At 67.9% G+C, this 23,088-nt stretch carries 15 protein-coding genes (1 of these 15 running past the window's edge); 11 read left to right on the plus strand and 4 right to left on the minus strand.

Features of this window, described 5'->3' with window-relative positions:
• The 11 genes from DWV11_RS17125 to DWV11_RS17175 all read left to right on the plus strand — a co-directional run.
• Window positions 1-11,223, plus strand: the final stretch of a protein-coding gene (locus DWV11_RS17125; RefSeq protein ID WP_136017938.1) for a Calx-beta domain-containing protein. Its footprint begins 17,943 nt before the window's first position; only the last 11,223 of its 29,166 coding nucleotides appear in the window; its start codon lies beyond the left edge, outside the window; it ends in the stop codon at window positions 11,221-11,223.
• Window positions 11,224-11,393: 170 nt separating this feature from the next.
• A complete protein-coding gene (locus DWV11_RS17130; RefSeq protein ID WP_115790130.1) occupies window positions 11,394-11,696 on the plus strand; it encodes an urease subunit gamma in 303 nt (100 codons plus the stop codon).
• Window positions 11,697-11,706: 10 nt separating this feature from the next.
• Window positions 11,707-12,045, plus strand: a complete 339-nt coding sequence (locus tag DWV11_RS17135) for an urease subunit beta (RefSeq protein WP_115790131.1) — start codon at window positions 11,707-11,709, stop codon at window positions 12,043-12,045.
• Window positions 12,042-13,772, plus strand: coding sequence for an urease subunit alpha (gene ureC / locus DWV11_RS17140; RefSeq protein WP_115790132.1), 1,731 nt, complete (start codon window positions 12,042-12,044; stop codon window positions 13,770-13,772). The genes DWV11_RS17135 and ureC overlap by 4 nt, the downstream gene beginning before the upstream one ends.
• A gap of 35 nt (window positions 13,773-13,807) precedes the next feature.
• Window positions 13,808-14,287, plus strand: a complete 480-nt coding sequence (gene ureE, locus DWV11_RS17145; protein WP_115790133.1) for an urease accessory protein UreE — start codon at window positions 13,808-13,810, stop codon at window positions 14,285-14,287.
• Window positions 14,268-14,948, plus strand: coding sequence for an urease accessory protein UreF (locus DWV11_RS17150; protein WP_115790134.1), 681 nt, complete (start codon window positions 14,268-14,270; stop codon window positions 14,946-14,948). Before ureE ends, DWV11_RS17150 begins: the two co-directional genes overlap by 20 nt.
• Window positions 14,949-14,960: 12 nt before the next feature.
• A complete protein-coding gene (gene ureG / locus DWV11_RS17155; protein WP_115790135.1) occupies window positions 14,961-15,593 on the plus strand; it encodes an urease accessory protein UreG in 633 nt (210 codons plus the stop codon).
• Window positions 15,594-15,633: 40 nt separating this feature from the next.
• A complete protein-coding gene (locus DWV11_RS17160) occupies window positions 15,634-16,548 on the plus strand; it encodes an urease accessory protein UreD (RefSeq protein ID WP_115790136.1) in 915 nt (304 codons plus the stop codon).
• Window positions 16,548-17,594, plus strand: coding sequence for a HoxN/HupN/NixA family nickel/cobalt transporter (locus tag DWV11_RS17165; RefSeq protein ID WP_115790137.1), 1,047 nt, complete (start codon window positions 16,548-16,550; stop codon window positions 17,592-17,594). Before DWV11_RS17160 ends, DWV11_RS17165 begins: the two co-directional genes overlap by 1 nt.
• A 115-nt stretch (window positions 17,595-17,709) precedes the next feature.
• Window positions 17,710-18,294, plus strand: a complete 585-nt coding sequence (locus DWV11_RS17170) for an HhH-GPD-type base excision DNA repair protein (protein ID WP_210725782.1) — start codon at window positions 17,710-17,712, stop codon at window positions 18,292-18,294.
• Window positions 18,295-18,365: 71 nt separating this feature from the next.
• A complete protein-coding gene (locus DWV11_RS17175) occupies window positions 18,366-18,920 on the plus strand; it encodes an HdeD family acid-resistance protein (protein WP_115790138.1) in 555 nt (184 codons plus the stop codon).
• Here DWV11_RS17175 and DWV11_RS17180 read toward each other — a convergent pair.
• The 4 genes from DWV11_RS17180 to DWV11_RS17195 all read right to left on the minus strand — a co-directional run bounded on the left by DWV11_RS17180 (window position 18,917) and on the right by DWV11_RS17195 (window position 22,936).
• A complete protein-coding gene (locus DWV11_RS17180; RefSeq protein WP_115790139.1) occupies window positions 18,917-19,858 on the minus strand; it encodes a carbohydrate kinase family protein in 942 nt (313 codons plus the stop codon). The two genes, DWV11_RS17175 and DWV11_RS17180, sit on opposite strands and share 4 nt — an antisense overlap.
• 97 nt (window positions 19,859-19,955) lie before the next feature.
• Window positions 19,956-20,750, minus strand: coding sequence for an ATP-binding cassette domain-containing protein (locus DWV11_RS17185; protein ID WP_115790140.1), 795 nt, complete (start codon window positions 20,748-20,750; stop codon window positions 19,956-19,958).
• Window positions 20,747-21,796, minus strand: coding sequence for an ABC transporter permease (locus tag DWV11_RS17190; RefSeq protein WP_115790141.1), 1,050 nt, complete (start codon window positions 21,794-21,796; stop codon window positions 20,747-20,749). The genes DWV11_RS17185 and DWV11_RS17190 overlap by 4 nt, the downstream gene beginning before the upstream one ends.
• A 24-nt stretch (window positions 21,797-21,820) precedes the next feature.
• Window positions 21,821-22,936 (minus strand): substrate-binding domain-containing protein, encoded by a 1,116-nt coding sequence (locus tag DWV11_RS17195; protein ID WP_115790142.1) that lies wholly within the window; start codon window positions 22,934-22,936, stop codon window positions 21,821-21,823.
• Window positions 22,937-23,088 lie beyond the last annotated feature (152 nt).

The raw sequence follows: 23,088 nt of genomic DNA on the forward strand, positions 1-23,088 counted from the left end.
GGCATCTACCTGACGGAAACCGACGCCTACCTGCGCCTGGTCCTGGCCCACGCCGTCACCGGCAACATCCGCATCACCGTCCGCGAAACCGCCGGACTCGATGAGGACCTGTTCCTGATCCGCGACGGCAGCGCCAACTTCGCCGAGGACAACACCACGGTGCCGGGCAACGACGCCGACCACCTGCGCAGCATCCCGGCCGGTACCGTCTTCGCCGAAACCGGCAGCGTGGAGCTCCGCGTCGGCGACGACGTGACCCTCCACCAGAACAGCCAAATCCTCGCCGACCTTGGAATCGACATCCGCGGCGACTTCGGCAACGCGGACACCGGCGGCACCCTGGCCGTCCCGGACCCCGAGCACGGCAGCAGCATGATCCTGCGTGGCCGGATCATCGCGGACTGCACCGTCACCCCGGGCGACGCCACTGGCGAGCCGATCGGCACCTGCGCTCCGAGCACCAGCAACCCCGTGCCCAGCCGCCAGGTGCACGTCTGGGGCGGCTCCGACGTCGACCTCATCCAGCTCGGCGACCCCTCCGGACTCGACCTGGCCCAGACCACCAACCCGGCCCTGAACAAGGAACAACAGGGCGATCCCGGCTACATCTTCCTGGGCTCCAAGACCACCATCCACGGCAACGCCACCACCGCCTCGAACTCCGCGGACGGCGAGGACCGCATCACGGTCTGGTACCTGCAGTCCATGAACGTGCTCACCAGCCCCACCGGCCTCGCCAATCCTGGCCTGGCAGGCAACGGCGCAGGGCACACCCTCACCCTGGACGGACAGGGCGAAAGCGACCACTACACCGTCTACACCAACGGCAGCCACGGCAACATCCGCAACTACGTCATCAACGTCCTGGACACCGGCGCCCCGAACGCAGGCGTGGACGAACTCGCCATCCACGGCTACAACAACACCGCCGCCGCCTATAACGGCTACCTGCCCGGCACCACCCGGAACGCCGCCACGGACGACATCTTCCTGCTGCGGGCCCTGAAGTGCATCGACAACGAGAGCCCCTTCGACCTCGGCACGGGCGTCCCGAGCACTTGCCTCAGCCCGACGGAAACGGCGGACCACCCGGCCTTCATCGCCCTCTTGGCCGGCAGCCTCGCTGCGGACGGCGGCATCGGCTCCTACCGCGACCGGACCGCCGGCAATGAACCCAGCGCCCTGGTCCAGCGGATCAACTACGACACCGCGCTCAACGGCCGCATCACAGTCTTCGGCGAGGGCGGCAACGACGCCTTCTACGTGGACGACACCTCCGCCACCATCACCTTGGACGGCGGCGCCGGCAACGACGTGTTCCAGATCGGGCAGATCTTCGGCACCCAGCGCGGCGGCCAAAACGCTCCCGACGGCGGCGCCCTCCTCCCGGCCGACACCTTCCCGGCGCTGGTCCCCACTACCCGCGGCTGGCTCAGCCCTGGGGCGCACGCCCCGCTGCTGGCCACCGGCGGCACCGGCAACGACCAGTTCACCGTGTACTCCAACCAGGCCGAGATCCAGCTCAACGGCGACGACAACAACGACATCTTCATCGTGCGGGCCTTCGCGGTGGCCGCGGTCTGCGACACCGACGCGGACAGCATCGCCGGCTGCGGCCTGAGCGACGTGTCCTTCGTGCCCGCCGGCGGCACGTTCCCCACCACCGCTGCGTTCGGTTCCTGCGTCATCAACGCCGGCTACACCCGCTACGACCGCAACGGTGACGGCGTCTGCAACAACGCCGACGCCCACACCACCTTCAACCACCTCGCGGGCAGCAACGCCGACCTGGACAACACCAAGTGGGAAGACGACACCATCCCGCTGGACCTGAACGGCGTGGCGGTTCCCGTGATCGGCCTGGGCTTCTCCACCTCCCGGCCCCTGGACATCCGGGCCGGCGGCGGCGAGGACGAGGTCCAGTACAACGTCAACGCCCCCGTCAACGTGGACGGCGGCACCGGCTTCGACAAGCTGGTGGTCCTGGGCACCGAGTTCGCGGACGACTTCGCCATCACGGACAAGGGCATCTTCGGGGCCGGCCTGAACGTCAAGTACACCACCATCGAAGTGGTGGAAGTGGACGGGCTGGAAGGCGACGACCAGTTCTTCGTCCAGTCCACCGCCTATGGTGTGGCGTACCGGGTGATCGGCGGCCTCGGCTCGGACATGATCAGCGTGACCGGCGACGTCACCGCGGACATCGTGACCCGCGAACTCGAGGGCCTCAGCGGCGCCGTGGACCACATCGTCACCTCGCCCACCGACCCCGGCTACGACGGCCTCACCGCCGACGGCGTGCCCTACAACCTGGCCACCCAGGACCGCGGCATCGTGGTGATCCGGGAGGGCACCGGCGGCACCCGGGTCCGCGAAGGAGCCGCCGGCACCGCCGCCATCAAGAGCTACGCCTACTACACGGTGGAACTCGCGGTGGTCCCGACGTCGAACGTGTACGTGACCGTCTCCGCCGCCTTCGCGCCATCGCAGGAAGCTGACGGCAGCCTCACCAACCCGGCCCCGCTGCCCAACGGCCTGGGCGACACCGTGTGGCTGTGCGTGGGAACGGTGGACGCACAGTGCGACGAGCTCTCCGAGTTCCAGCGGCACTACGTGGTCAACGGCGCGGTGGTGGACGAGGCCGGCCGGGCACTGACCCTGACCTTCACGCCGGGCACCTGGAACACGCCGCAACGCGTCTACCTCTGGGCCGTGGACGATCCCCGGGCCGAAGGCGACCGCACCGTGGTCCTGCAGCACAGCGTGATCAGCCAGGATCCCCGCTTCCACCGGGCCGCGGTCCGCCAGGTCAACGCCCTGGTCTACGACAACGACACCCCGGGCGTGTACGTCACCGAGGTCGAACCCGGCGGAACCGCCACGGACGGCCGCACCGTGGTCATCGAAGGCAGCGCCCTGACGCAGCGCACCGACGACCTCCTGCTCAGCCTCGCCAAGGCACCCGCCCCGGGCCACACCATCTGGGTGAAGGTCTGGATGGACGCGGACAGCCAGCGCCTCATCCAGCTCGACTTCAGCCTGGTCCCGGCCGGCCGCTGGCTCGCCTTCTCCGACGGACACGGCGGCACCTACTACTCAGTCAGTTTCGATGCCACCAACTGGAGCACCCCGCTGCGGATCGTGGTCAAGGCCCGCACCAACAGCGACCCCGGCGACCCGCTGACCGCCGTCGTCAACTACGAACTGGACACCTTGCTCACCGCGCCTGCCGCGGCGGCCGCCTACCCGTTCCCGAACCTGCGAAGCGGCCTGCAGCGCACCGACGTGCTGGTGTACGACGACGAAACCCCCAATGTGGTCAGCCTCCCCACCGGGACGGACACCGTGGTGGTCAAGTGCGGCAACACCGCCTGCACCATCCCCGGCGGCACCGACGGGTACACCATCCGGCTCACCAGGACCCCCGCCGGCGGTGCCGGCGGGACCGTCCGGATCGCCCTGATCCCGGACGGCCTGGTGGACGTGGTCTCCGTGGGCGGCGTGGCCGTTACCCCGGCGGACTACGCGGTGGTGGGCGGGGACATCCCGGCCCGCGCCTTCCAGGGCGCCTTGGCCATCGCCGGGGCCACCATCAGCCGGGCCAACGGCAGCGACCTCGGCAGCTTCCTCGACGAAGGCTTCGCCGCGGGCCAGCGGATCACCATCTCCAGCTGCGGCGCGACCATCTTCACAGTGCTGTCCGTCAGCGCCAACGGCAAGTCCATGGTCCTGTCCGCCGCCCCGGCCTGCGCGGGCGGCGCCGGCATCAGCATCAACCGGATCACGCGCTCCGGCGCGTGGGACGGCACTGCCACCACCGAATTCGTAGGCGGCGCCTGGCGGCTGGTCCGGCCGGTTGTTGGACCGACGGGTGGCAGCTGGCTCGCCGACGGCTTCAGCGAAGGCCAATGGGTGCAGATCTGCCAGGCCGGCACCTGCATCCGGGCCAAGATCGCCGTCATCCGCGGGGACAACGCCGGGCACGACGAGAAGCTGGAACTGCGCAACTTCGCCCTCAGCGGCGACTCCTTGGCCGGCTTCGGCGCCGGCGCCTTCACGGTGGTACGGATTGCCGCCGTCGTGGACTTCACCGCCGCCAACTGGTTCCAGGAACAGTTCATCGAACTCCGGGCGGACGTCGCCTACGAACAACCGCTCCAGCGGCAGGGCGTGAAGATCTTCCCGGCCGGCCAGCACCTGGTGTCCCGGCTGCGCGGACCGCTCGCCGTGGAGGGCGGCGTCACCGGTGCCGACCGCTCCCTCCAGTTGGGCCTGAAGCTTCCGGGCGAACGGGACCGTCCGCTGTTCGCGATCGCCGCCCAGGCGCCGGAATCCAAGCAGATCGACATCCTGAACATCTACAACGATTCCTCGCAGGCGAACGGGCGTGGGGCCATGAACAGCACCTCGCTGCGCGGCTTCAGCATGGCCAAGGACCTCGACTTCGGGGCAGCCTACGGCGGGGCCGAGGGCCAGACCTTCGGCGAACCGCAGGTGTTCCCGGGCGGCATCAGCTACGGCACCGTCCAGTTCGTGGACGGCCAGTTCGCCACCAACGGCGCCAAGTCCACCATCGAGATCTTCAACCTGATGCTCGGCACCGGCAACGACCACCTGGACATCCAGGGCACCCTGCAGCCGGACGACGCCGTGAAGCTCACCGGCACCGTGGTCCTGGCCCCGTCCGTGGGCGAATACGGCTCCACCCACCGGGTCAGCCGGCCCGCCCCGTTCGACTGGAAGGCCCAGGGCTTCCTGGCTGGCCAGCCGGTGACCATCAGCGGCCTCGCCGGAACGTGGAAGGTGCTCGGCTTCGGCGACGACGACCCGACGGACACCACCGACAACACGGTGATGTACCTGCTGCAGCTCACCGGCCCGGCGGCCGTGGCCTCCACGGCCCTGCGCACGCTGGTGGCCGCGGACGTGCCGGTCAGCGTCACCGGCGCCGTCACCACCGTTCCGAACGCAGCCAACGACGGCGGAACGGTCACCCGGGCGGGCGGCAGCTGGATCGCCGACGGCTTCGTCGCCGGGCAGCTGGTGATGATTCAAGGCGTCCCGGGAGCCTGGCGGCTCACCGCGGTGACGGACCTGGTGCTCACCCTGGGCCGCGGAGACCCGCTGCCCGCCCTGAGCGGCAGTCGCACCGTGTTCGTTCCCGGACCGCACGGCGGCCTGACCACCGTCCACGGCGGCGGCAACTCCTTCATCCGGAACGCCTTCGACATGGAACGCTCCGCCCCCGGCGCCGGCGCAGGTGTTGGTGCACCGACGGGGACGGGCCTGGTCCTCACCCGCCTGGACGGGCTGCCGTGGGCACTCACCGACTTCCTGCCGGGCAGCGGCTACTTCGCCCTGGACCCGTACGGCCACGGCCCGCAGCACATCCAGCTGGCGGGGGAGTCCTTCACCCGGCTCATCCTGGGCTTCGGCAACGCCGCCTGCCCCTTCGCCGACCCTTTCCCGCACTGCGGCGAAGGCTCGGTCATGTACCTCTCCGGGCCCGTCTACAGCGGCCCGCCGGCGGTCGTCCCCACGGACGTGCACGCGGCCAAGCCCGTGGCCCTGACCGCCAGCGGCACCATGCAGCTGCACACTGACTACCTCGTCCGAACCGACGGCGGCTCCTTCCTCGCCGACGGCTTCACGGTGGGCATGCAGGTGCGCATCAGCGGCCTCGCCGGGCCCTTCACCATCAAGGCCCTCACGGCCACCACCATGACGTTCTGGAACGCGGCCCTCCGGCCCACCGTCCACCTCAACGCCGCCGGCGTGGCGGTCTGGGACGCGCCGGTCTTCACGGTGACCGGCTACGACCCGAACCGCGACGGCGGCCTCCTGATCGGCGGCGACACCATCACCGTCTGCAAGCTCGTGGCCCCGGTCATCGACGGCACGGCCGTCCCCTGCGACCTCGACGCAACCGCGGGTCCCGGCTCCCCGCTGGTGGTCTATGGCGACACCAGCCAGGACGGCGTCTGGTACTCCGGCCACCCGTACGACGTCCTCGGCATGGAATTCGGCCCCAAGCCCTTCGACCCCTTCGTCAACATCCCGGACGCCGAGAACGAGGACGACGAGTGGATGCTGGGCCTGGCCAACCCCTACGACTACGCCGGCAACGACATCATCGACGCCTCCGGCCTCTTCGCCCACCTGGCACCCGCCCAACTGCCCACCGTCGGCTTCACAGCCTACGGCGGACTCGGCGACGACCTGATCATCGGCAGCCAGGCCGGCGACCACCTGGCCGGCGGCTCGGGCGACGACGAAATCCGCGGCCAGCGCGGCGTCGACCACATCTACGGCGACTCCGGCGTCAACGTCAACGTCTTCACCCGGGCGCTGGACATCGCCGTCGTCGACCGCAGCCCGCTGCCGTCCGCCACCGGGGCCGGCTTCCTCAACAACGGCACCACCATCCAGCCGTACCCGTCACCGGTCCGGGACGACCTGCTGACCGCGGGCCGGGACCTGCTCTTCGGCGAAGGCACCGGGACTGTCGGCTCCACACCTGAACGCGCGTACGACGACATCGTTTTCGGCGACCACGGCGCCGTGATCCAGGACGTCGCGGACCCGAACGAACCCGACACCCGGCTGCAGAAGATCCGGACGACGGCGCTCGCCTCCGTCCTGGCGGTCGAGTCCCGTAACCTGCAGCGCGGCACGGATGACATCATCTTCGGCGGCCTCGGCCGGGACCTGCTGATCGGCGGGGCCGGGAACGACATGGCCGACGGCGACGAAGCCGACGACCTCGTCCTCGGCGACAACGCCTACCTGCTCCGCACCGATTTCCTCAGCTACCACTTCCAGACCCTTTGCGGCACGCTCCTCTACAGCCGGAGTGACCAGCCCAACGCCTGCGGTGGAACGGTCACGGAGGACAACAGCGGCCTGCTCCTCGTGGACGGCACACCGCGCGCCTACCGCGATCCGGACGGCGCCCCCTGGTGGGCTGAGTACGACGTCACGGAACTGTTCCACGACTTCGCCTCGGACGAGGGAAGCAAGTGGGCCGGCAGCTTCGGAAACGACTACCTGGCCGGCGGCGCGGGCCACGACGTGATCCTCGGACAGCTCGGCAACGACGTCATCCAGGGCGACGGCGGCATCGAGCAGGCCTTCGCCCGCCTGGTGGACGACCCCACGGTGACCCTGCACGCGGGCGCCTCCCGCACCCCGCTGGGCTGCACCGGCGCCCCCGGCAACGTGGTGTGCGACTTCACCGGCGTGCTCGCCGTCGTCGCCTCCTTCGAGGCCGCCACGGACGGCGAGGACTACATCGAGGGCAATGCCGGCAACGACGTGGCGTTTGGCGGACTTGGCCAGGACGACATCGTGGGCGGCAGCAGCGACTTCTTCTCGCTGGGTACCCCGGAACTCCGCCCGGATGGCCTGCCCTTCCCGGCTCTGGCCTACCTGCCCGGCGACGACCGCGGCGCGGACCTGCTGTTCGGCGGCGCCGGAACGCAGATCGCCATGAACAACCAGGTGAGCGGCGTGCCCGGCACCCCGGGCCTGCCCGGCGGGATCCTGGCCGACAACACGCTCCCGGCCAACATGCACGCCCGCGACGCCGACACCATCGTTGCGGACAACGGCCGGATCATCCGGATCGTGGGCACCAACCACACGGACATCAACCCCACGGGCGCAGCAGGCACGGCCAACTACGTCACCTTCAACTACGACAACTACGGAACTCAGCGCATCGTGGTCCGCGGCGTCCACTTGCTCGACTACACCCCGGGCGGCCCGGACTTCGTCCCCGCCAACTTCGGCCAGGGCGCCGGTTCGGACTGCAACGGCTCGCCCACCCAGCCCACCTGCTCGATCGTCCTGGACACCGCCACCGGCACCTGGAAGTACACGCAGATCGGCGGCCGGGACGAGGTCCACGGCGAGTCCGGCGACGATACCGTCTACGCCGGGGCAGACCACGACGCCCTCTATGGTGACGCGCAGGACGACGACCTGATCGGCGGCTGGGGCAACGACTGGATCTCCGGCGGCACCGGAACGGACGGCATCCTCGGCGACGACGGGCGGATCTTCACCAGCCGCAACACCGGCTGCTCGCTCGCCTCCAGCGCCGTGTGCACGCAGCTGGGCGAGCCGCTCTACGGCGTCTACAAGTTCCGCACCGTGGACCCGGACACCCGCACCAGCGAAGGGGACGTCCTCAACGAGGCCATCTACACCCCGGGCCGGGTGCAGACCGCCACCATCAACGTTGCCGGCCAGCTGGCCAAGGCCGCGGACCTCACCCCGTACAACCTGGGCGACAACGTCAACGCCAGCCAGCACCACGTGGCCAACCAGCCGCTCTTCGACGCCAACAACTCGGACGACATCATCTTCGGCGGCTGGGGCAACGACTTCATCCATGGCGGCGCGGGCGACGACGCCGTCTCCGGCTCCGAGGCGCTGGGCACCTCCTACGCCCAGCACTTCGACGCCGGCGGCAACGAGGCCAACGGCAACGCAACGGGCCTGGAACTGATCGACTACCTGCACCCGTACAACCCGGGCGATGTGCTGCACTTCGGCGCCGACACCAACGCCTGGCACAGCAACAACCACAACATGGGCCGGTTGGGCGAGTTCCTGCTCTACGACGAATACGATCCGCGCCGCGTCGTCCTCTTCAACACCGACGGAAGCGTCTGGAAGGGCATCACCCCGCCGTGGACCCGGCAGTTCTTCCTGAACAACGACGCCACGTCCGGCAACTGGGTGACCGCCTGCATCGCCGTCGACAACCAAGGCAACTGCACCGGAACCATCACCAACCAGCCCTCCGACGGCGACGACGCCATCTTCGGCGACCTCGGCAACGATTGGTCCGTGGGCGGCACCGGCCAGGACACCATCTGGGCCGGCTGGGGCAACGACCTCTCCAACGCGGATGACCTGCTGACCACCAACAACGGCCTCAACGACGCACCCGACGGCGTGAACTCCAGCTACCAGGACCGCGTCTTCGGCGGTGCCGGCCTGGACATCCTCATCGGCAACACCGGCGGCGACCGGTTGATCGACTGGGTGGGCGAATTCAACAGCTACCTCGTGCCGTTCGCACCGTTCGGCATCGCCACCGTCAGCCGCCAGGTGGAACCGCAGCTGCCCAGGTTCCTGTACGCCCTCTCCCGCAGCCAGGGTGCGGACCCGACGCGGGCCACCGACACCGGCAACGACCCCGCCCGCAACGGCGAGCCCGACGGCGAGCTGGGCCTCATCACCCAGCACGACCACGGCCAGTGGCAGACGCAGACCGGCGGACCCACCGACCCGCAGGCCGGCAACATCCCGGGTGGCCGCCGCGACACCCTCCGCGGCGCCGACTTCAACGACGGCACCCTGCAGGGCTTCGCCACCGACTCAGGTGCGTTCACCGTCCAGAACGGCCTGCTCAAGGTGACCGCCGCAGGACCCTCGCAGGACGCCGTCGCCGTCTGGTACTCGGACGCCTACAAGTCCGTGTACTACGAGATCGCCGCCAAGATCTCCATGGACAAGGCAACCGGCGGCTGGAAGGCCAACGCGTTCACCATCTTCGACTACTTCGGCCCGGAGGACTTCAAGTTCGCCGGCATCGACGACTCGATCAACAAGATGGTGATCGGCCACCGCAACGCCTCCGGCTGGTGGTACGACGCCCAGGCCGCGGTGCCCGGTTCGGTGAGCGCCGGCAGGTACTACGAACTGAACGTGGTGGTCAACGGACTGGTGGTCATCGTGACGATCGACGGCAAGAACGCCTTCAGCCACCAGTTCCCGGTGCGGTACGTCGACGGCGACGCCGTGGCGCTCAACAAAGGGCTGGTGGGCTTCGGTTCGCAGCAGGCCCAGGGCTGGTTCGACAACATCGCCCTGACGGTCATCTCGCCGGAGATCTCGCTGGACCGCACGGAATACTTCGACGACGGCACGGCCGAGGCGTTCACCCCGGCAGCCGGCTCGTGGACCATCGACACCGGCCGCTACCTCGGCATGGCAGGCACTACCGGCGGCGCGTTCCCCGCCAACACCGCGCTCGCATCAGCCCAGTTCGGCAGCACCGGAATCGACCCCCTGTCCTACGTGGAGGTCGAGGCCGCATTCCGGGCCTCCGGCGTCACCGGCATCGTCTTCGACTACTACGCCGCCAACGACTACAAGTTCGTGGTGCTGGACGTCCCCGGCCAGCGGGTGCTGATCGGGCACGTGAGCCCGCGCAGCGGCTGGGTGGTGGACCAGGCCATCGCCCGGACCATCGCGGCCGGCAGCGAACAGACCCTCAACCTGGTGCTCAAAGCCACCGTGGCCACCGTGACGCTCAACGGCCAGGTGGTCACCAGCCTCCCCTTCAACTCCGCCGTCGCGGACGGCCGCACGGGCCTGCTGGGCAGGCCGGTCCCGGGCACGGAGCCCGCCTCGTTCAACAGCTTCCGCTTCCGCACCGACGACGACCAGTTCACCCCTCCCGCCGTCATCCAGCGCGAGGTGCGGATCGGCGACGCCACCATGGTCGAAGGCAACAGCGGGTCCAGGACGGTGACGCTCACCCTGACGCTGAGCCAGGTCCAGGCAACGCCGTTGACGCTCGGTTGGCGGACCCTGGCAGGGACCGCGGCGGCCGGTTCGGACTTCCTCGCCGCTTCCGGAACCGCGACGTTCGCTGCCAACAGCACGACAACGACCATCACCGTGACGGTCTACGAGGACACGCTCTACGAATCCGCCGAGCAGTTCATGGTCCAACTCCTTGCCGGGCCGGACTTCAACCTCGCCGACGGTTACGGGCAGGTGACCATCAGCAACGACGACGCCGCGCCGGCGGGCTACACTGCCCCGGCCGGCAGCCCGGCCGCCGCTACGATGTCGTCGCCGGATACGTCGTCCTCCACCCAGGCTTCCGCCACCCAGCCCACCTCAACCACCTCCGCCGAGCCGGCACCCGCCGCGGCGCCCTCCGATGGCCCGCTCACCGTGAACTACCTGCCCGACGGCGGCGTCAGCTTTACCGTGCAGGGCGCGAACAACCGGGACTACTACACGGTGCGGATCGTCTGCGGGGACTACTCCACCACCCTCACCGTGGTGATCGGCGCGGACGGCACCGGCATCACCCAGGCCGTCTACCCGCCGTCGGGCAACTGCACGGCCACGCTGGAAATCCCCAAGCAGATCAACCGCTCCCGGGTCCTGGCCACGGTTACGTTCACGGTGTGAGAACCGGGCTCTGGCCAGTCTGCGGACCGCTCCTTGTAGCCCCGGTTGATACGGGTACTGCGAGCTCCCGCTTCGGCCGTGTTCCCAGCATCTCGAAACCTCGTCGAAACACCCCGCGCCTACTCTTGTCACAAACCATCGGGAAGCGTGCCCGGCGATGAGGAGAAGCGATGCATTTGATGCCCCGTGAGCAGGAAAAGCTCATGATCGTGGTGGCCGCGGACCTGGCCCGGCGGAGGCAGGCCCGGGGCCTCAAACTGAACCATCCCGAAGCCGTGGCCATCATCAGCTACGAGCTTATCGAAGGCGCACGCGACGGCCGCACCGTGGCCGAGCTCATGAGCTGGGGAACCACCATCCTGGGCCGCGAGGACGTCATGGAAGGCGTGCCGGAAATGATCCACGACGTGCAGATCGAGGCCACCTTCCCCGACGGCACCAAGCTCGTCACCGTCCACCACCCCATCCGCTAGGAGGCCGCACATGATCCCGGGCGAATACCGGCTCCGCCCCGAGCCGATCCACTGCAACAGCGGCCGCGAGGCGATCGCCGTCGACGTCGTCAACCGCGGCGACCGGCCCGTGCAGGTCGGCTCCCACTACCACTTCGCCGAGGCGAACCAGGCACTCGAGTTCGACCGGGAGGCTGCCTACGGCCACCGCCTGGACATCCCCGCCGGCACCGCGGCGCGTTTCGAACCGGGGGACCGCCGCACCGTGCGGCTCGTGGAACTCGCCGGGAACCGGGAGGTTCACGGGCTCAGCAATGCTGTCAACGGAAAGCTCGAGGGCGGCACCCGCCTTGAGGGAGGCACCCAGTGAGTTTCGAGCTTCCGCGGCGGCAGTACGCCGAGCTGTACGGCCCGACGACCGGCGACGCCATCCGGCTCGCCGATACCGGGCTGTTCCTCGAGATCGAGAAGGACTACACGGTCTACGGCGAAGAAGCGGTCTTCGGCGGCGGGAAGGTGATCCGCGACGGGATGGGCCAGAACGGGCAGGCCACCCGGAATGAAGACATCCCGGATACCGTCATCACCAACGTGATCGTGCTGGACTACACGGGCATTTACAAGGCTGACGTCGCGCTCCGGGACGGCCACATCTTCAGGATCGGCAAGGCCGGCAACCCGGACATCAGCAGCGGCGTGGACATCGTGATCGGCGCAAGCACCGAGATCATCGCCGGTGAACGGAAGATCCTCACCGCCGGCGGCATCGACACCCACATCCACTTCATCTCTCCGGACCAAGTGCCCGCTGCGATCAGCAGCGGCATCACCACCATGGTGGGCGGCGGCACCGGCCCGGCCGAGGGCACCAAAGCCACCACCGTCACCCCCGGCGCCTGGCACATCAAGCGCATGCTGCAGGCCGCCGAGGGGCTGCCCGTGAACATCGGCGTCTTCGGCAAGGGCCACGCCTCCGCCGTCGAGCCCTTGGCCGAACAGATCCGTGCGGGCGCGGTGGGGTTGAAGGTCCACGAGGACTGGGGCTCCACGACATCTTCAATCGACAACTCCCTCAAGGCCGCGGACGAATACGACGTGCAGGTGGCCATCCACACGGACACCCTCAACGAGTGCGGCTTCGTGGAGGACACCATCAAGGCAATCGACGGCCGGGTCATCCACACCTTCCACACCGAGGGCGCCGGCGGCGGCCACGCCCCGGACATCATCAAGATCGCCGGCATGCCCAACGTGCTGCCGGCCTCCACCAACCCCACGCTGCCGTACACGCGCAACACCATCGAAGAGCATTTGGACATGCTCATGGTCTGCCACCACTTGAACCCGGACATCCCGGAGGACGTGGCCTTCGCCGATTCGCGCATCCGCGCCGAAACCATCGCCGCCGAGGACGTGCTGCAGGACCTCGGCATCTTCTCGATCACCTCCTCCGACTCGCAGGCCATGGGCAGGGTGGGCGAGGTCATCACCCGCACCTGGCAGCTGGCGGACAAGATGAAGAAGCAGCGCGGCGCTTTGGCTGACCCGGCCGGGACTGCCCACGGTTCCGCGGACAGCGACAACTTCCGCCTCAAGCGCTATGTGGCGAAATACACCATCAATCCGGCGATCGCGCAGGGCATGGCGGACTCCATCGGCTCCGTGGAGGAAGGCAAGTTCGCGGACCTCGTCCTGTGGGACCCGGCGTTCTTCGGCGTGAAGCCGGAGCTGGTCATCAAGGGCGGGCAGATTGCCTATGCCATCATGGGCGACGCCAACGCCTCCATCCCCACGCCGCAGCCGCGCACCATGCGGCCCATGTTCGCCACCTTCGGTAAAGCCATGCAGAAGTCCTCCATCACCTTCCTGTCCAAGGCGGCCATCGAGGCCGGCGTCCCGGAGGAACTCGGCCTGGAGAAAACCATCCGCCCGGTCTCGGGCATCCGCTCCCTGAGGAAGGCGGACCTGAAGTTCAACGACGCGACGCCGGACATCGCCGTCGACCCCGAAACCTACAAGGTGACGGTGGACGGCGAGGACGTCAGCTGCGAACCCGTCACGGAGCTGCCCATGGCGCAGCGCTACTTCCTCTTTTGAGCGGTCCGGATTCTGAGCGGCACGGAGAAAACAGCATGATCATCGAGAAAATCCAGGGCAACCTGCACGAGCTGCCCGATCCCGGCTCCTACGCCGGCCACCACAAGGAGAAGGTGGTGCTGCCCAGCGCCCTGCTGGTCAAACGCATCCAGCGCGTCACCACGGACCACGGCAAGGAGCTCGGAATCCGCCTGCCGTCCGGTTCCCCGGACCTGCGCGACGGCGACATCCTGGCTGTGGAGGAAAAGAACCTGATCGTCGTGTCGGTACTGCCCACGGACGTGCTGGTGATCGCCCCGCGCACCATCCACGAAATGGGCGTCGTGGCGCACTCCCTGGGCAACCGGCACCTGCAGGCCCAGTTCTTCGACGCCGCCTCCGAGTACGCCGCCGAGGTCATGGTCTGCCAGTACGACCACACCGTGGAGGACTACCTCAAGCACGTCGGCGTTCCCTACGACCGCCAGGAACGGGTCATGCCCGTTCCGTTCCGCCATGCCGAGCACACCCACTAGCCGCCGCCTTGCCCTGCAGCAGCTCACGGATTCCGCGCTGCCCACCGGGGCGTTCGCGCACTCGTTCGGCTTCGAGTCCTACCTGGAGCGCGGGCTGGTGCACGACGAAGCAAGCTTCGGCACCTGGCTGGCCGCGTTCCTGGGCCAGCAGCTGACGTACTCGGACGCCCTGGCCATCCGCTTCCTCTACGAAGGTATGCCGCTCGCGGAACTCGATGAGCACCTGAGCGCCCAGCTGCTTCCCCGGCAGGTCCGCGAAGCGAGCACCAAGATGGGCGGCCGGCTGCTAGAGATCGGCTCCGAGGTCTTCCCGTCCCCGGAGCTGGAAGCGTACCGGGCTGCGGTGGCCACCGGCCGGGCCGCCGGCCACCAGCCGCTGGCGTTCGCCGTCGTCGCGTGCTCACTGGACATCCCGCTCGAGGAGGCGCTCCCCGCGTACCTTTTCGCCGCGGTCACCTCGCTGACCCAGAACGCCGTGCGGGCCATCCCGCTCGGCCAGAACGCCGGGCAGCGGGTGCTGCGTGCAGCGCACGACGGTGTTGCTGCCGCGGTCGAACGGGTCCGCACCCTTACACCGGACGACTTCGGAGCCGTCAGCCCGGGCCTGGAAATTTCGCAGATGCGGCACGAGAGACAACGTGCCCGCATGTTCATGAGCTAGTAGGAGGACACCATGACTGAACTCGTTACATCAGAACCGGTCAAGATCGGCATCGGCGGGCCCGTGGGCGCCGGCAAGACCCAGCTCGTGGAGCGCCTCACCCGGCACATGAGTGCGGAGATCTCCATGGCCGCCATCACCAACGACATCTACACGATCGAGGACGCCAAGATCCTGGCCGCCAACGGCATCCTGCCCGAGGACCGGATCATCGGCGTCGAAACCGGCGGCTGCCCGCACACCGCCATCCGCGAAGACACGTCCATGAACACCGCGGCCATCGAGGAACTGAAGAGACGGCACCCGGACCTCCAGGTGATCTTCGTCGAATCCGGCGGCGACAACCTCTCGGCCACCTTCAGCCCCGAACTGGTGGACTTCTCGATCTACATTATCGACGTCGCCCAGGGCGAGAAGATCCCGCGCAAGGCCGGGCAGGGCATGATCAAATCCGACCTTTTCATCATCAACAAGACGGACCTGGCGCCCCACGTCGGCGCGGACCTGGCCGTGATGGAGCGCGACTCCAAGGAATTCCGCGGCGATAAGCCGTTCTGCTTCACCAATCTCAAGACGGACGAAGGCCTGGAAGCGGTCATCGAATGGATCCGGCACGACGTCCTGATGCTCGACCTGGTTCAGTGAGTACCTTGTTCATTGAGTACAGTCCAGTGAGCGGATCGTGATGAGCACCAGTACGACGGCGGCCGGCGCGCGTTCGACGGCGGCGCCTGCCGCAGCCGTTGGGTCACCGATGGGGGAGCTCCGCCTGCGCGTGGCCCGCCACGGCGGACGTTCCGTGGCCGTGCACCAGTTCCATCAGGGTGCCCTTCGGGTCTTGCGGCCGCACTACCTGGACGACTCGGGGCAGCTCGGCTACGTGATGGTGAACCCGGGCGGGGCGTACCTGGGCGCGGACTTGTACGTGATCGACGTCGAAGTTGAAGCCGGGGCCTCGCTGCTGCTGACCACCCAGTCGGCCACCAAGATCTACCGTACGCCGGGCTCCTTCGCTGAACAGCGCATGTCCATTCGGCTCGGCGAGGGCGCCAGACTGGAACTGGCGCCGGACCAGCTCATCGCCTACCGGGAGGCCAGTTACCGTCAGGACACCCGCATCACCGTGCATCCGGCGTCGAGCCTGGTCATGAGCGAAATCGTCACGCCCGGATGGTCCCCTGAACGCACGGCCTTCCAGTACGAGGAACTGCGGCTGCGCACCGAAATCCGGGTGGAAGGCCCGACGGGGGAGGCGGGCTTGCTGGCACTGGACAACGTCCTGGTCAAGCCGCGGCGCGGTGCCCAGGCGGGTAACGTCACGGGGCTGGGCTTCATGGAAGGCCGTAGCCACCTGGGGTCGCTGCTGGTGGTCGATGCGCGGGTGGACCAGGCGCTCGCCGATGAACTGCACGCGCTGGCCGCACCGCATGACGCCTTGGCCGGTGTCTCCCTGACCGCGACGGTCGGCGGAACCACGGGGCTGGTGCTGCGGGCGCTGTCGGACAACACTGAAGAACTGAACCGCCTTCTCGGTGCCTGCACCGCGCACCTGCGCAAGCACTGGTACGGCCAGGAGCCGCTGAACCTGAGGAAGTACTGATGACGACTCTGACCGGCTTCGCCGTCCTGTACCGGCAACGCGAAGACCTGCCGCTGCGGACGCGGCTGCTGTTCACCTTCGGCGCGGTCGCCGCCCTGCATCTGGCCGCCGTCGGGCTGCTGCTGTTCGGCCTGCTGCGTTCGGGGGAAAGCGGCGGACAGCCGCTGGCGCTCGGGCTGGTACTCACCGCGTACCTGGCCGGCGTCAAGCACAGCTACGACTGGGACCATCTCGCGGCGATCGACAACTCCACCCGGAAGTTCGTGGCCCAGGGCGGGGAGCCCGTCAGCGTGGGCTTCGCGTTCAGCCTGGGGCACAGTTCCGTGGTGGTGCTGGCCGGGGCACTGGTGCTGGCGGGCGCCACCGTGGTGGGCCAGTTCATGGAGGACGGCAGCGCCGCGAACCTGGTGCTCGGGCTGATCGGCAGCGGAGTTTCGGGCCTGTTCCTGCTGGCGATGGGCATCTTCAACGGCGCGGCGTTCCTCCGGGCTACGCAGCTGTACCGGCGGTCGAAGGCCGGCGGCGCGGTCGCCGTCGAGGACCTGGAGGCCCGGGGGTTTGTCGCGCGGCTGCTCGCCCGCCCGCTCGCCCGGGTGCGGCGGCCCCGGAACATCTACGTGATCGGCTTCCTGTTCGGGCTGGGTTTCGATACCGCCACCACCATCGGGCTGTTGGTCATGACGACGGCGGCCTCCCTCGCCGGGGCCTCTCCGCTGGCGCTGCTGTCCCTGCCGTTGGCGTTCGCCGCGGCCATGACCCTCTGCGACTCGGTCAACGGCGTCGCGATGATGCGTATGTACCGCTCTGCTCTCGCCGACCCGCAGCGGAAACTGGGCTTCAACGCCGTGATCACCGGGATCTCCGCGGCCTCCGCGTTCTTCATTTCGGTCATCACCCTCGGCGGTTTCCTCAAGGCCGCGTTCAGCCTGGACGATCCTGTGACCAGCTGGCTCGGGTCGATCGAGCTCGGCGAGGCCGGACTGCTCCTCGCGGCGGTGCTGCTGGCGGCGTGGGGGATCGTGGTGTTGCGCGGACACCCCTCCTAAAGAGCAACACGGGGTCACTTACGGCCCGTTCCGGGACGCAACATGGGCCGTAGCTGACCCCGCGTTGCTGGGAGGAGCCGTGACGGGTGCAGGGCCGGGTGGCAGGATAGGGCGCATGGAACTGCACATCACGGGGGATCCGGCCGCCGACAAACTGCTCAGCGACGACGCGTTTGCACTGCTCACCGGCATGCTGCTGGACCAGCAGGTGACCATGGAGTCGGCGTTCGCCGGACCGGAGAAGATCCGGACGCGCATCGGTTCCATCGCGCCGGCAACGGTTGCCGGCTACGACCCCGGGGACTTTGTCGAGATGTTCAAGGAGAGCCCTGCCGTGCACCGCTTCCCGGGCTCGATGGCGGGCAGGGTCCAGGCGCTCGCCGAGACCGTTGAGCACGAATGGGGCGGAGACGCCACCGCCATCTGGACGAAGGGCGAGCCCGACGGCAAGGAAGTGCTGAACCGGCTCAAGGCGCTGCCGGGCTTCGGCGAGCAGAAGGCCAAGATCTTCCTGGCCCTTCTTGGCAAGCAATGCGGTCTCCAGGCACCGGGTTGGCGCGAAGCCGCCGGGAACTATGGCCAGGCCGACGTCTTCCTTTCCGTGGCAGACATCGTGGATCCGGAATCGTTGCGGAAGGTCCGCGCCTCCAAGCAGGCTGCGAAGGCCGCGGCCAAGGCTGCCAAGTCCGCAGGGCACTGAATCCGGGGCATCGCGGAATCCGGGGCCGCTGTCCCATGTCCCCTGTGGCCGGGGCGGACTAAACTGTGGATATGTCCGCCATAGCAGCGCGCAAGTTGTACAAGCATTCGGGCACGGGCCTCATTTTCCGTGGGGCGTTGGCCTTGCTTCTGGCCTTGGCGGTGGCGTCCTTGCCGGTTGCCACGGTGTTCGCCCTCGCGTATGTGTTCGGAATCTACGCGATGACCGATGGCCTCGCGAACCTCGCGCATTACTACTACGATCCCGTACGCCACTCCCGCTGGAGCATGATCGGCGGGATTGCCTCCGTTGCCGTCGGCCTGGTGGCCGTTTCGTGGCCCGGCATTGCGGTCGCGGCGCTGGCTCTCCTCACGGGGATTTGGGCCTTGGCGTTGGGAATCACGCAGATCTTCATCGCGCTTGAAGGCCGGACCACCCTCAGGGCCTGGCGGAGCCCAGCGCTGACAGGATTTGTCCTTATCGCGTTTGGCATCCTTCTCCTCGTCAACCCAGGCATCGGCATCCTGGCCCTTTCGGGGCTGCTGGCGGCGTTCACCGCCGTCGCAGGCTTGCTGCTGGTGGTCTCCGGGTTTTCAATGCGAAGGGTTGCCGCCCTGCGAGCCTAAGCGGGCGCGGGCACCGGTTCCGCCGCCAATTCTTCTGTCGTGGGCGGGTTCGCACCGGGCCTGCTGACCGTGATGGCGGCCGCTTTGGACGCGGTCCGGCCGAGGAGTTCGAGCACCGCAGGTGCCAGGCCGTCGCTGCTGCGGCTGAGCAGGCCGTAGATCAGGGCGGCCATGTAGGAGTCGCCGGCTCCGATGGTGTCGGCAACAACGGTCTTCACCGCCGGCACGTGCAGGCGGTTGGCCGGTGTCGCCAGCAGGGATCCTTCGGCGCCGCGCGTGATTACGGCAAGATCGGCGCCAAGCCCGAGGATACGGTCGGCGGCATCGTCCAGCCCGAGGCCGGGGTAGAGCCAGCGCGCGTCCTCGTCGCTGAGTTTGACCACATCCGTCAGCGGAACGAGGTCCTCGAAGATGGTGAGCGCTTCGGCATGGGTGCCGAGCAACGCGGGCCGGATATTGGGGTCGTAGGTGACCAGGGTTTCGCGGTACGACTGCTCGAGCAAGGTCCTGACGGCTCCCGCTCCAGGAGAAAGGAAGCTGGCGATCGACCCGGTGTGCAGGATCCTGGGGAGGGAAGCGGGAGCCACGGGCGCCAGTTCCCAGGAGATGTCGAACTCGTAGCTGGCGGAACCGTCGGAGGCCAGCGTGGCGGTTGCCGAAGCGGTCCGCCCCGCCGAGATGGACCCCGGGAGCAGGGACACGCCGGCCGAGGACAGGTGGCGGGAAATCGCGGCACCGCGTTCGTCGTCGCCGATCGAGGTCAGCAGGCTGGCCCTGACCCCGAGCCGGCCCAGCCCGTAGGCCACGTTGGCGGGCGAACCGCCCGGGTGTTCAACGGTGCCGTTGGAGGTAGTGACGACGTCGATGAGCGCTTCGCCGATCACGACGACGTCGGCTGAGTTCGCCTGGGGAGCGGAGGCTGTGTACGAGTTGGCCATTGCCGGATGCCTTTCGCGGGGCCGTCCGCGGACGCGGCGCTGTTGGGCTGCGCCGGGTCCGCGGACGGGAGGTGGGATGGAGCGCCGTCAGGACGGTTCAGGCCGTTGCGGCACCTGTCATGATCGCCACAGCATCCGTCATGGAGTGCGATTGTGGCGTGATCGTGGCCGCGCACTTGCCGAGCCGCTGGATGTGGATGCGGTCGGCGACGTCGAACACGTGAGGCATGTTGTGGCTGATCAGGATGACCGGCAGCCCGCGGTCCCGGAGGTCCCGGACCAACTGCAGAACCTGGTTGGATTCACGCACGCCCAGGGCCGCCGTCGGCTCGTCCAGCACCACCACCTTGGAACCGAAGGCAGCGGCCCGGGCCACGGCAACTGCCTGACGCTGCCCGCCGGAGAGGTTCTCCACCGGAACGGTGACGTCCTGGAGCGTGGAAATACCCAGCCGGATCAGCTCCGCCTTGGCCTTGCGGCGCATGCCTTTGGTGTCGAGGACCCGGAAGATCGATCCCAGGGGCCCGGGGAGCCGCTCTTCCCGGCCAAGGAACAGGTTCGAAGCCACATCCAGGGCGGGGGAGACCGCCAGGTTCTGGTAAACAGTCTCGATGCCGTGGGCCCTGGCGTCCTGGGGCCGCTTGAAATGGACCTGCTGCCCGGACACGAGCAGTTCGCCGGTATCCGGGATCTCGGCCCCGGTGAGGCATTTGATCAGGGTGGACTTGCCGGCCCCGTTGTCACCGATGATGGCCAGAACTTCGCCGGGGTAGAGGTCCAGGCTGACGCCGTCCAGCCCCACCACCTTGCCGAAGGTCTTCACCAGGTTGCGTGCCTGCAGGATCGGTTGGCGGGTCCCGGTAGCCGGGGTGGGAACGTCGACGGCGGTCATGACTTAACCTTTCGGATCCACTGGTCCACCGACACAGCGACAATGATGAGCACGCCGACGGCGAGGGTCTGGAACAGGACGTCCAGTCCGGCGAGGGACAGGCCGTTCCGGAAGACGCCCACGATCAGGGCCCCGAGCAACGAACCCCAGACGGATCCGCGGCCGCCGAAGAGGCTCGTGCCGCCGATGACGACGGCGGTGATCGAGTCCAGGTTCAGGTCCACGCCGGCGTTGGGGCTGGCCGCGTTGGTACGGCCGATCTGGATCCACGCGCCGACGGCCAGGACCGCGCCTGCGGCCAGATAGACGCTCATGAGGACCCGGTTGACGGGGATACCGGCCAAGCGGGCCGCCTCCTTGTCGTCACCCACGGCATAGACATGGCGCCCCCAGGCGGTCTTGCCGAGGATGAATGCCACGGCGATGTAGAGCAGCAGCATCGTGACCACCCCGGTGGAGATCCGGACCGGGCCCACGGGGAAGGTGCTGCCCATCCAGGTCAGCAGGGCCGGCATGCTCGAGCCCCGCACCGTGGAACCGCCCGAGTACAGCAGGGTCAGCGCGATGAAGATGTTCAGCGTTCCCAGGGTCACGATGAACGGCGGAAGCTTGAACCTGGTCACGAGGAAACCGTTGAGCGCCCCCGCGGCGAGTCCGACGACGAGCCCCGCCACGAGTGCCAGGGGTGCCGGCATGCCGTTGTTAACTGTCATTTGCGCAACCACCATGGACGCCAGGATCATTACGGCGCCCACTGAGAGGTCGATTCCCGCAGTGAGGATGATCAGGGTCTGTGCGATGGCGAGGGTTCCCACCACGGAGACCTGCTGCGTAATGAGGGAGAGGTTCTCAACGCGCAGGAATCGGTCGTTGAGGATGCCGAACACCACCACGGCTACCAGGAGCACGATGGCTGGGCTCAGGGCGGGATAGCGGTGCAGCACATTGCGGATGCGGCTAAGGGGTGTGCTCCGGTCCAGGAATTCCTCGGCCGGGTCGGTGGGCTTTTCGGCCGGCGGTCCGGCTGCTTGCTGTTGCTGGGTCATGTTTGCTCCTGACAACGGCCGGTCCTACTTGCCCCAGCAGATCTGGGCAGCATCCGCCGTCGTGATGCTCTTGACGCCTTCGGCCGCCTTGTCGGTGACCAGTTCGACTCCGGTGTTGAAGAAGTCCAGTCCTGCCGAGTTCTCCGGCTTCTTGCCGGTCTTGGCGAGGTCGACGATTGCCTTAACGCCGAGCTCTGCCATCTTGACCGGGTACTGCTGGGCGGTGGCGCCGATGACGCCTGCCTTGACGTTGTTCACGCCGGCGCATCCGCCGTCCACCGAGACGACGAGGACGTCTTTTTCCTTGCCGGCGGACTTGAGTGCCTCGTACGCTCCGGCGGCGGCAGGTTCGTTGATGGTGTACACGACGTTGATGTTGGGGTTCTTGGACAGCAGGGTCTCCATCGCCGTGCGGCCGCCGTCCTCGGCGCCCTGGGAAGCCTGGTTACCGACAATCTCGTAGTCGCCGCCCTTGCCGCCGGTGTACTTGCCGGTCTTGGCTTCGTCGCCGTTCTTCTTCTTGTCCGCCGTGTCGATGCCGAGGCCGGTCAGGAAGCCCTGGTCGCGGTTGTAGTCAACGGAGACCACCTTGTCATCGAAGAGGTCGATCAGGGCGATGGTGGCCTTCTTGCCTCCCAGCTGCGCGGCGGTCCACTTTCCGATCAGCTCGCCGGCCGCGAAGTTGTCCGTGGCGAAGGTGATGTCCGCGGCATCGGCCGGGTCCGGAGGGGTGTCCAGTGCGATGACAAAGAGGCCGGCGTCCTTGGCCTTCTTCAGGGCGTCGACGACGGACGGGCCGTTGGGGGTGATGAGGATTCCCTTGTCGCCCTTGGAGATGGCGTTTTCAATGGCCTGGATCTGGGTGTCCTCGTCGCCGTCGGCCTTGCCTGCCGCGAGTTTGAGGTCGACGCCGTCCGCTTCGGCAGCCTTTTTCGCGCCGTCCTGCATGGAGACGAAGAATGGGTTGGCGGTGGTCTTGACGATCAGCGAGACGCCGATCTTTTCGGATGAAGCCCCGGTGGAGGAGCCTGTGCCGCCTGAACTGCCTCCGCAGGCCGTCAGGCTCAGTGCACCGAGGGTCAGGATTGCGCCGGCGGCGAAGAGGCGGCGGGCGGTGGAGCGAGGGGCGATGGAACTCATCTTTGAATCTCCTGTCTCAGGGCACGTGGCGTGCCTGACAACGATGTCATCCCCATGTGTAATGCAGCTCACACGCTATAGTCAACGCGTAGACCTCAAGGGGGAGAACATTTCGTGACAACGTTGTCTCATCGTTACCAAGCCAGCCAAGG

It is taken from the genome of Arthrobacter silvisoli (assembly GCF_003369445.1).
Classification (GTDB): domain Bacteria; phylum Actinomycetota; class Actinomycetes; order Actinomycetales; family Micrococcaceae; genus Arthrobacter; species Arthrobacter silvisoli.

What these genes read in the sequence shown, in the direction of transcription:
- DWV11_RS17185 (WP_115790140.1), bottom strand. Translation starts at nt 20,750, where the DNA reads ATGACCGCCGTCGACGTTCCCACCCCGGCTACCGGGACCCGCCAACCG.
- DWV11_RS17165 (WP_115790137.1), top strand. Translation starts at nt 16,548, where the DNA reads ATGACGACTCTGACCGGCTTCGCCGTCCTGTACCGGCAACGCGAAGAC.
- DWV11_RS17195 (WP_115790142.1), bottom strand. Translation starts at nt 22,936, where the DNA reads ATGAGTTCCATCGCCCCTCGCTCCACCGCCCGCCGCCTCTTCGCCGCC.
- DWV11_RS17170 (WP_210725782.1), top strand. Translation starts at nt 17,710, where the DNA reads ATGGAACTGCACATCACGGGGGATCCGGCCGCCGACAAACTGCTCAGC.
- DWV11_RS17135 (WP_115790131.1), top strand. Translation starts at nt 11,707, where the DNA reads ATGATCCCGGGCGAATACCGGCTCCGCCCCGAGCCGATCCACTGCAAC.
- DWV11_RS17175 (WP_115790138.1), top strand. Translation starts at nt 18,366, where the DNA reads ATGTCCGCCATAGCAGCGCGCAAGTTGTACAAGCATTCGGGCACGGGC.
- DWV11_RS17190 (WP_115790141.1), bottom strand. Translation starts at nt 21,796, where the DNA reads ATGACCCAGCAACAGCAAGCAGCCGGACCGCCGGCCGAAAAGCCCACC.
- ureE (WP_115790133.1), top strand. Translation starts at nt 13,808, where the DNA reads ATGATCATCGAGAAAATCCAGGGCAACCTGCACGAGCTGCCCGATCCC.
- DWV11_RS17160 (WP_115790136.1), top strand. Translation starts at nt 15,634, where the DNA reads ATGAGCACCAGTACGACGGCGGCCGGCGCGCGTTCGACGGCGGCGCCT.
- ureG (WP_115790135.1), top strand. Translation starts at nt 14,961, where the DNA reads ATGACTGAACTCGTTACATCAGAACCGGTCAAGATCGGCATCGGCGGG.
- DWV11_RS17150 (WP_115790134.1), top strand. Translation starts at nt 14,268, where the DNA reads ATGCCGAGCACACCCACTAGCCGCCGCCTTGCCCTGCAGCAGCTCACG.
- DWV11_RS17130 (WP_115790130.1), top strand. Translation starts at nt 11,394, where the DNA reads ATGCATTTGATGCCCCGTGAGCAGGAAAAGCTCATGATCGTGGTGGCC.
- DWV11_RS17180 (WP_115790139.1), bottom strand. Translation starts at nt 19,858, where the DNA reads ATGGCCAACTCGTACACAGCCTCCGCTCCCCAGGCGAACTCAGCCGAC.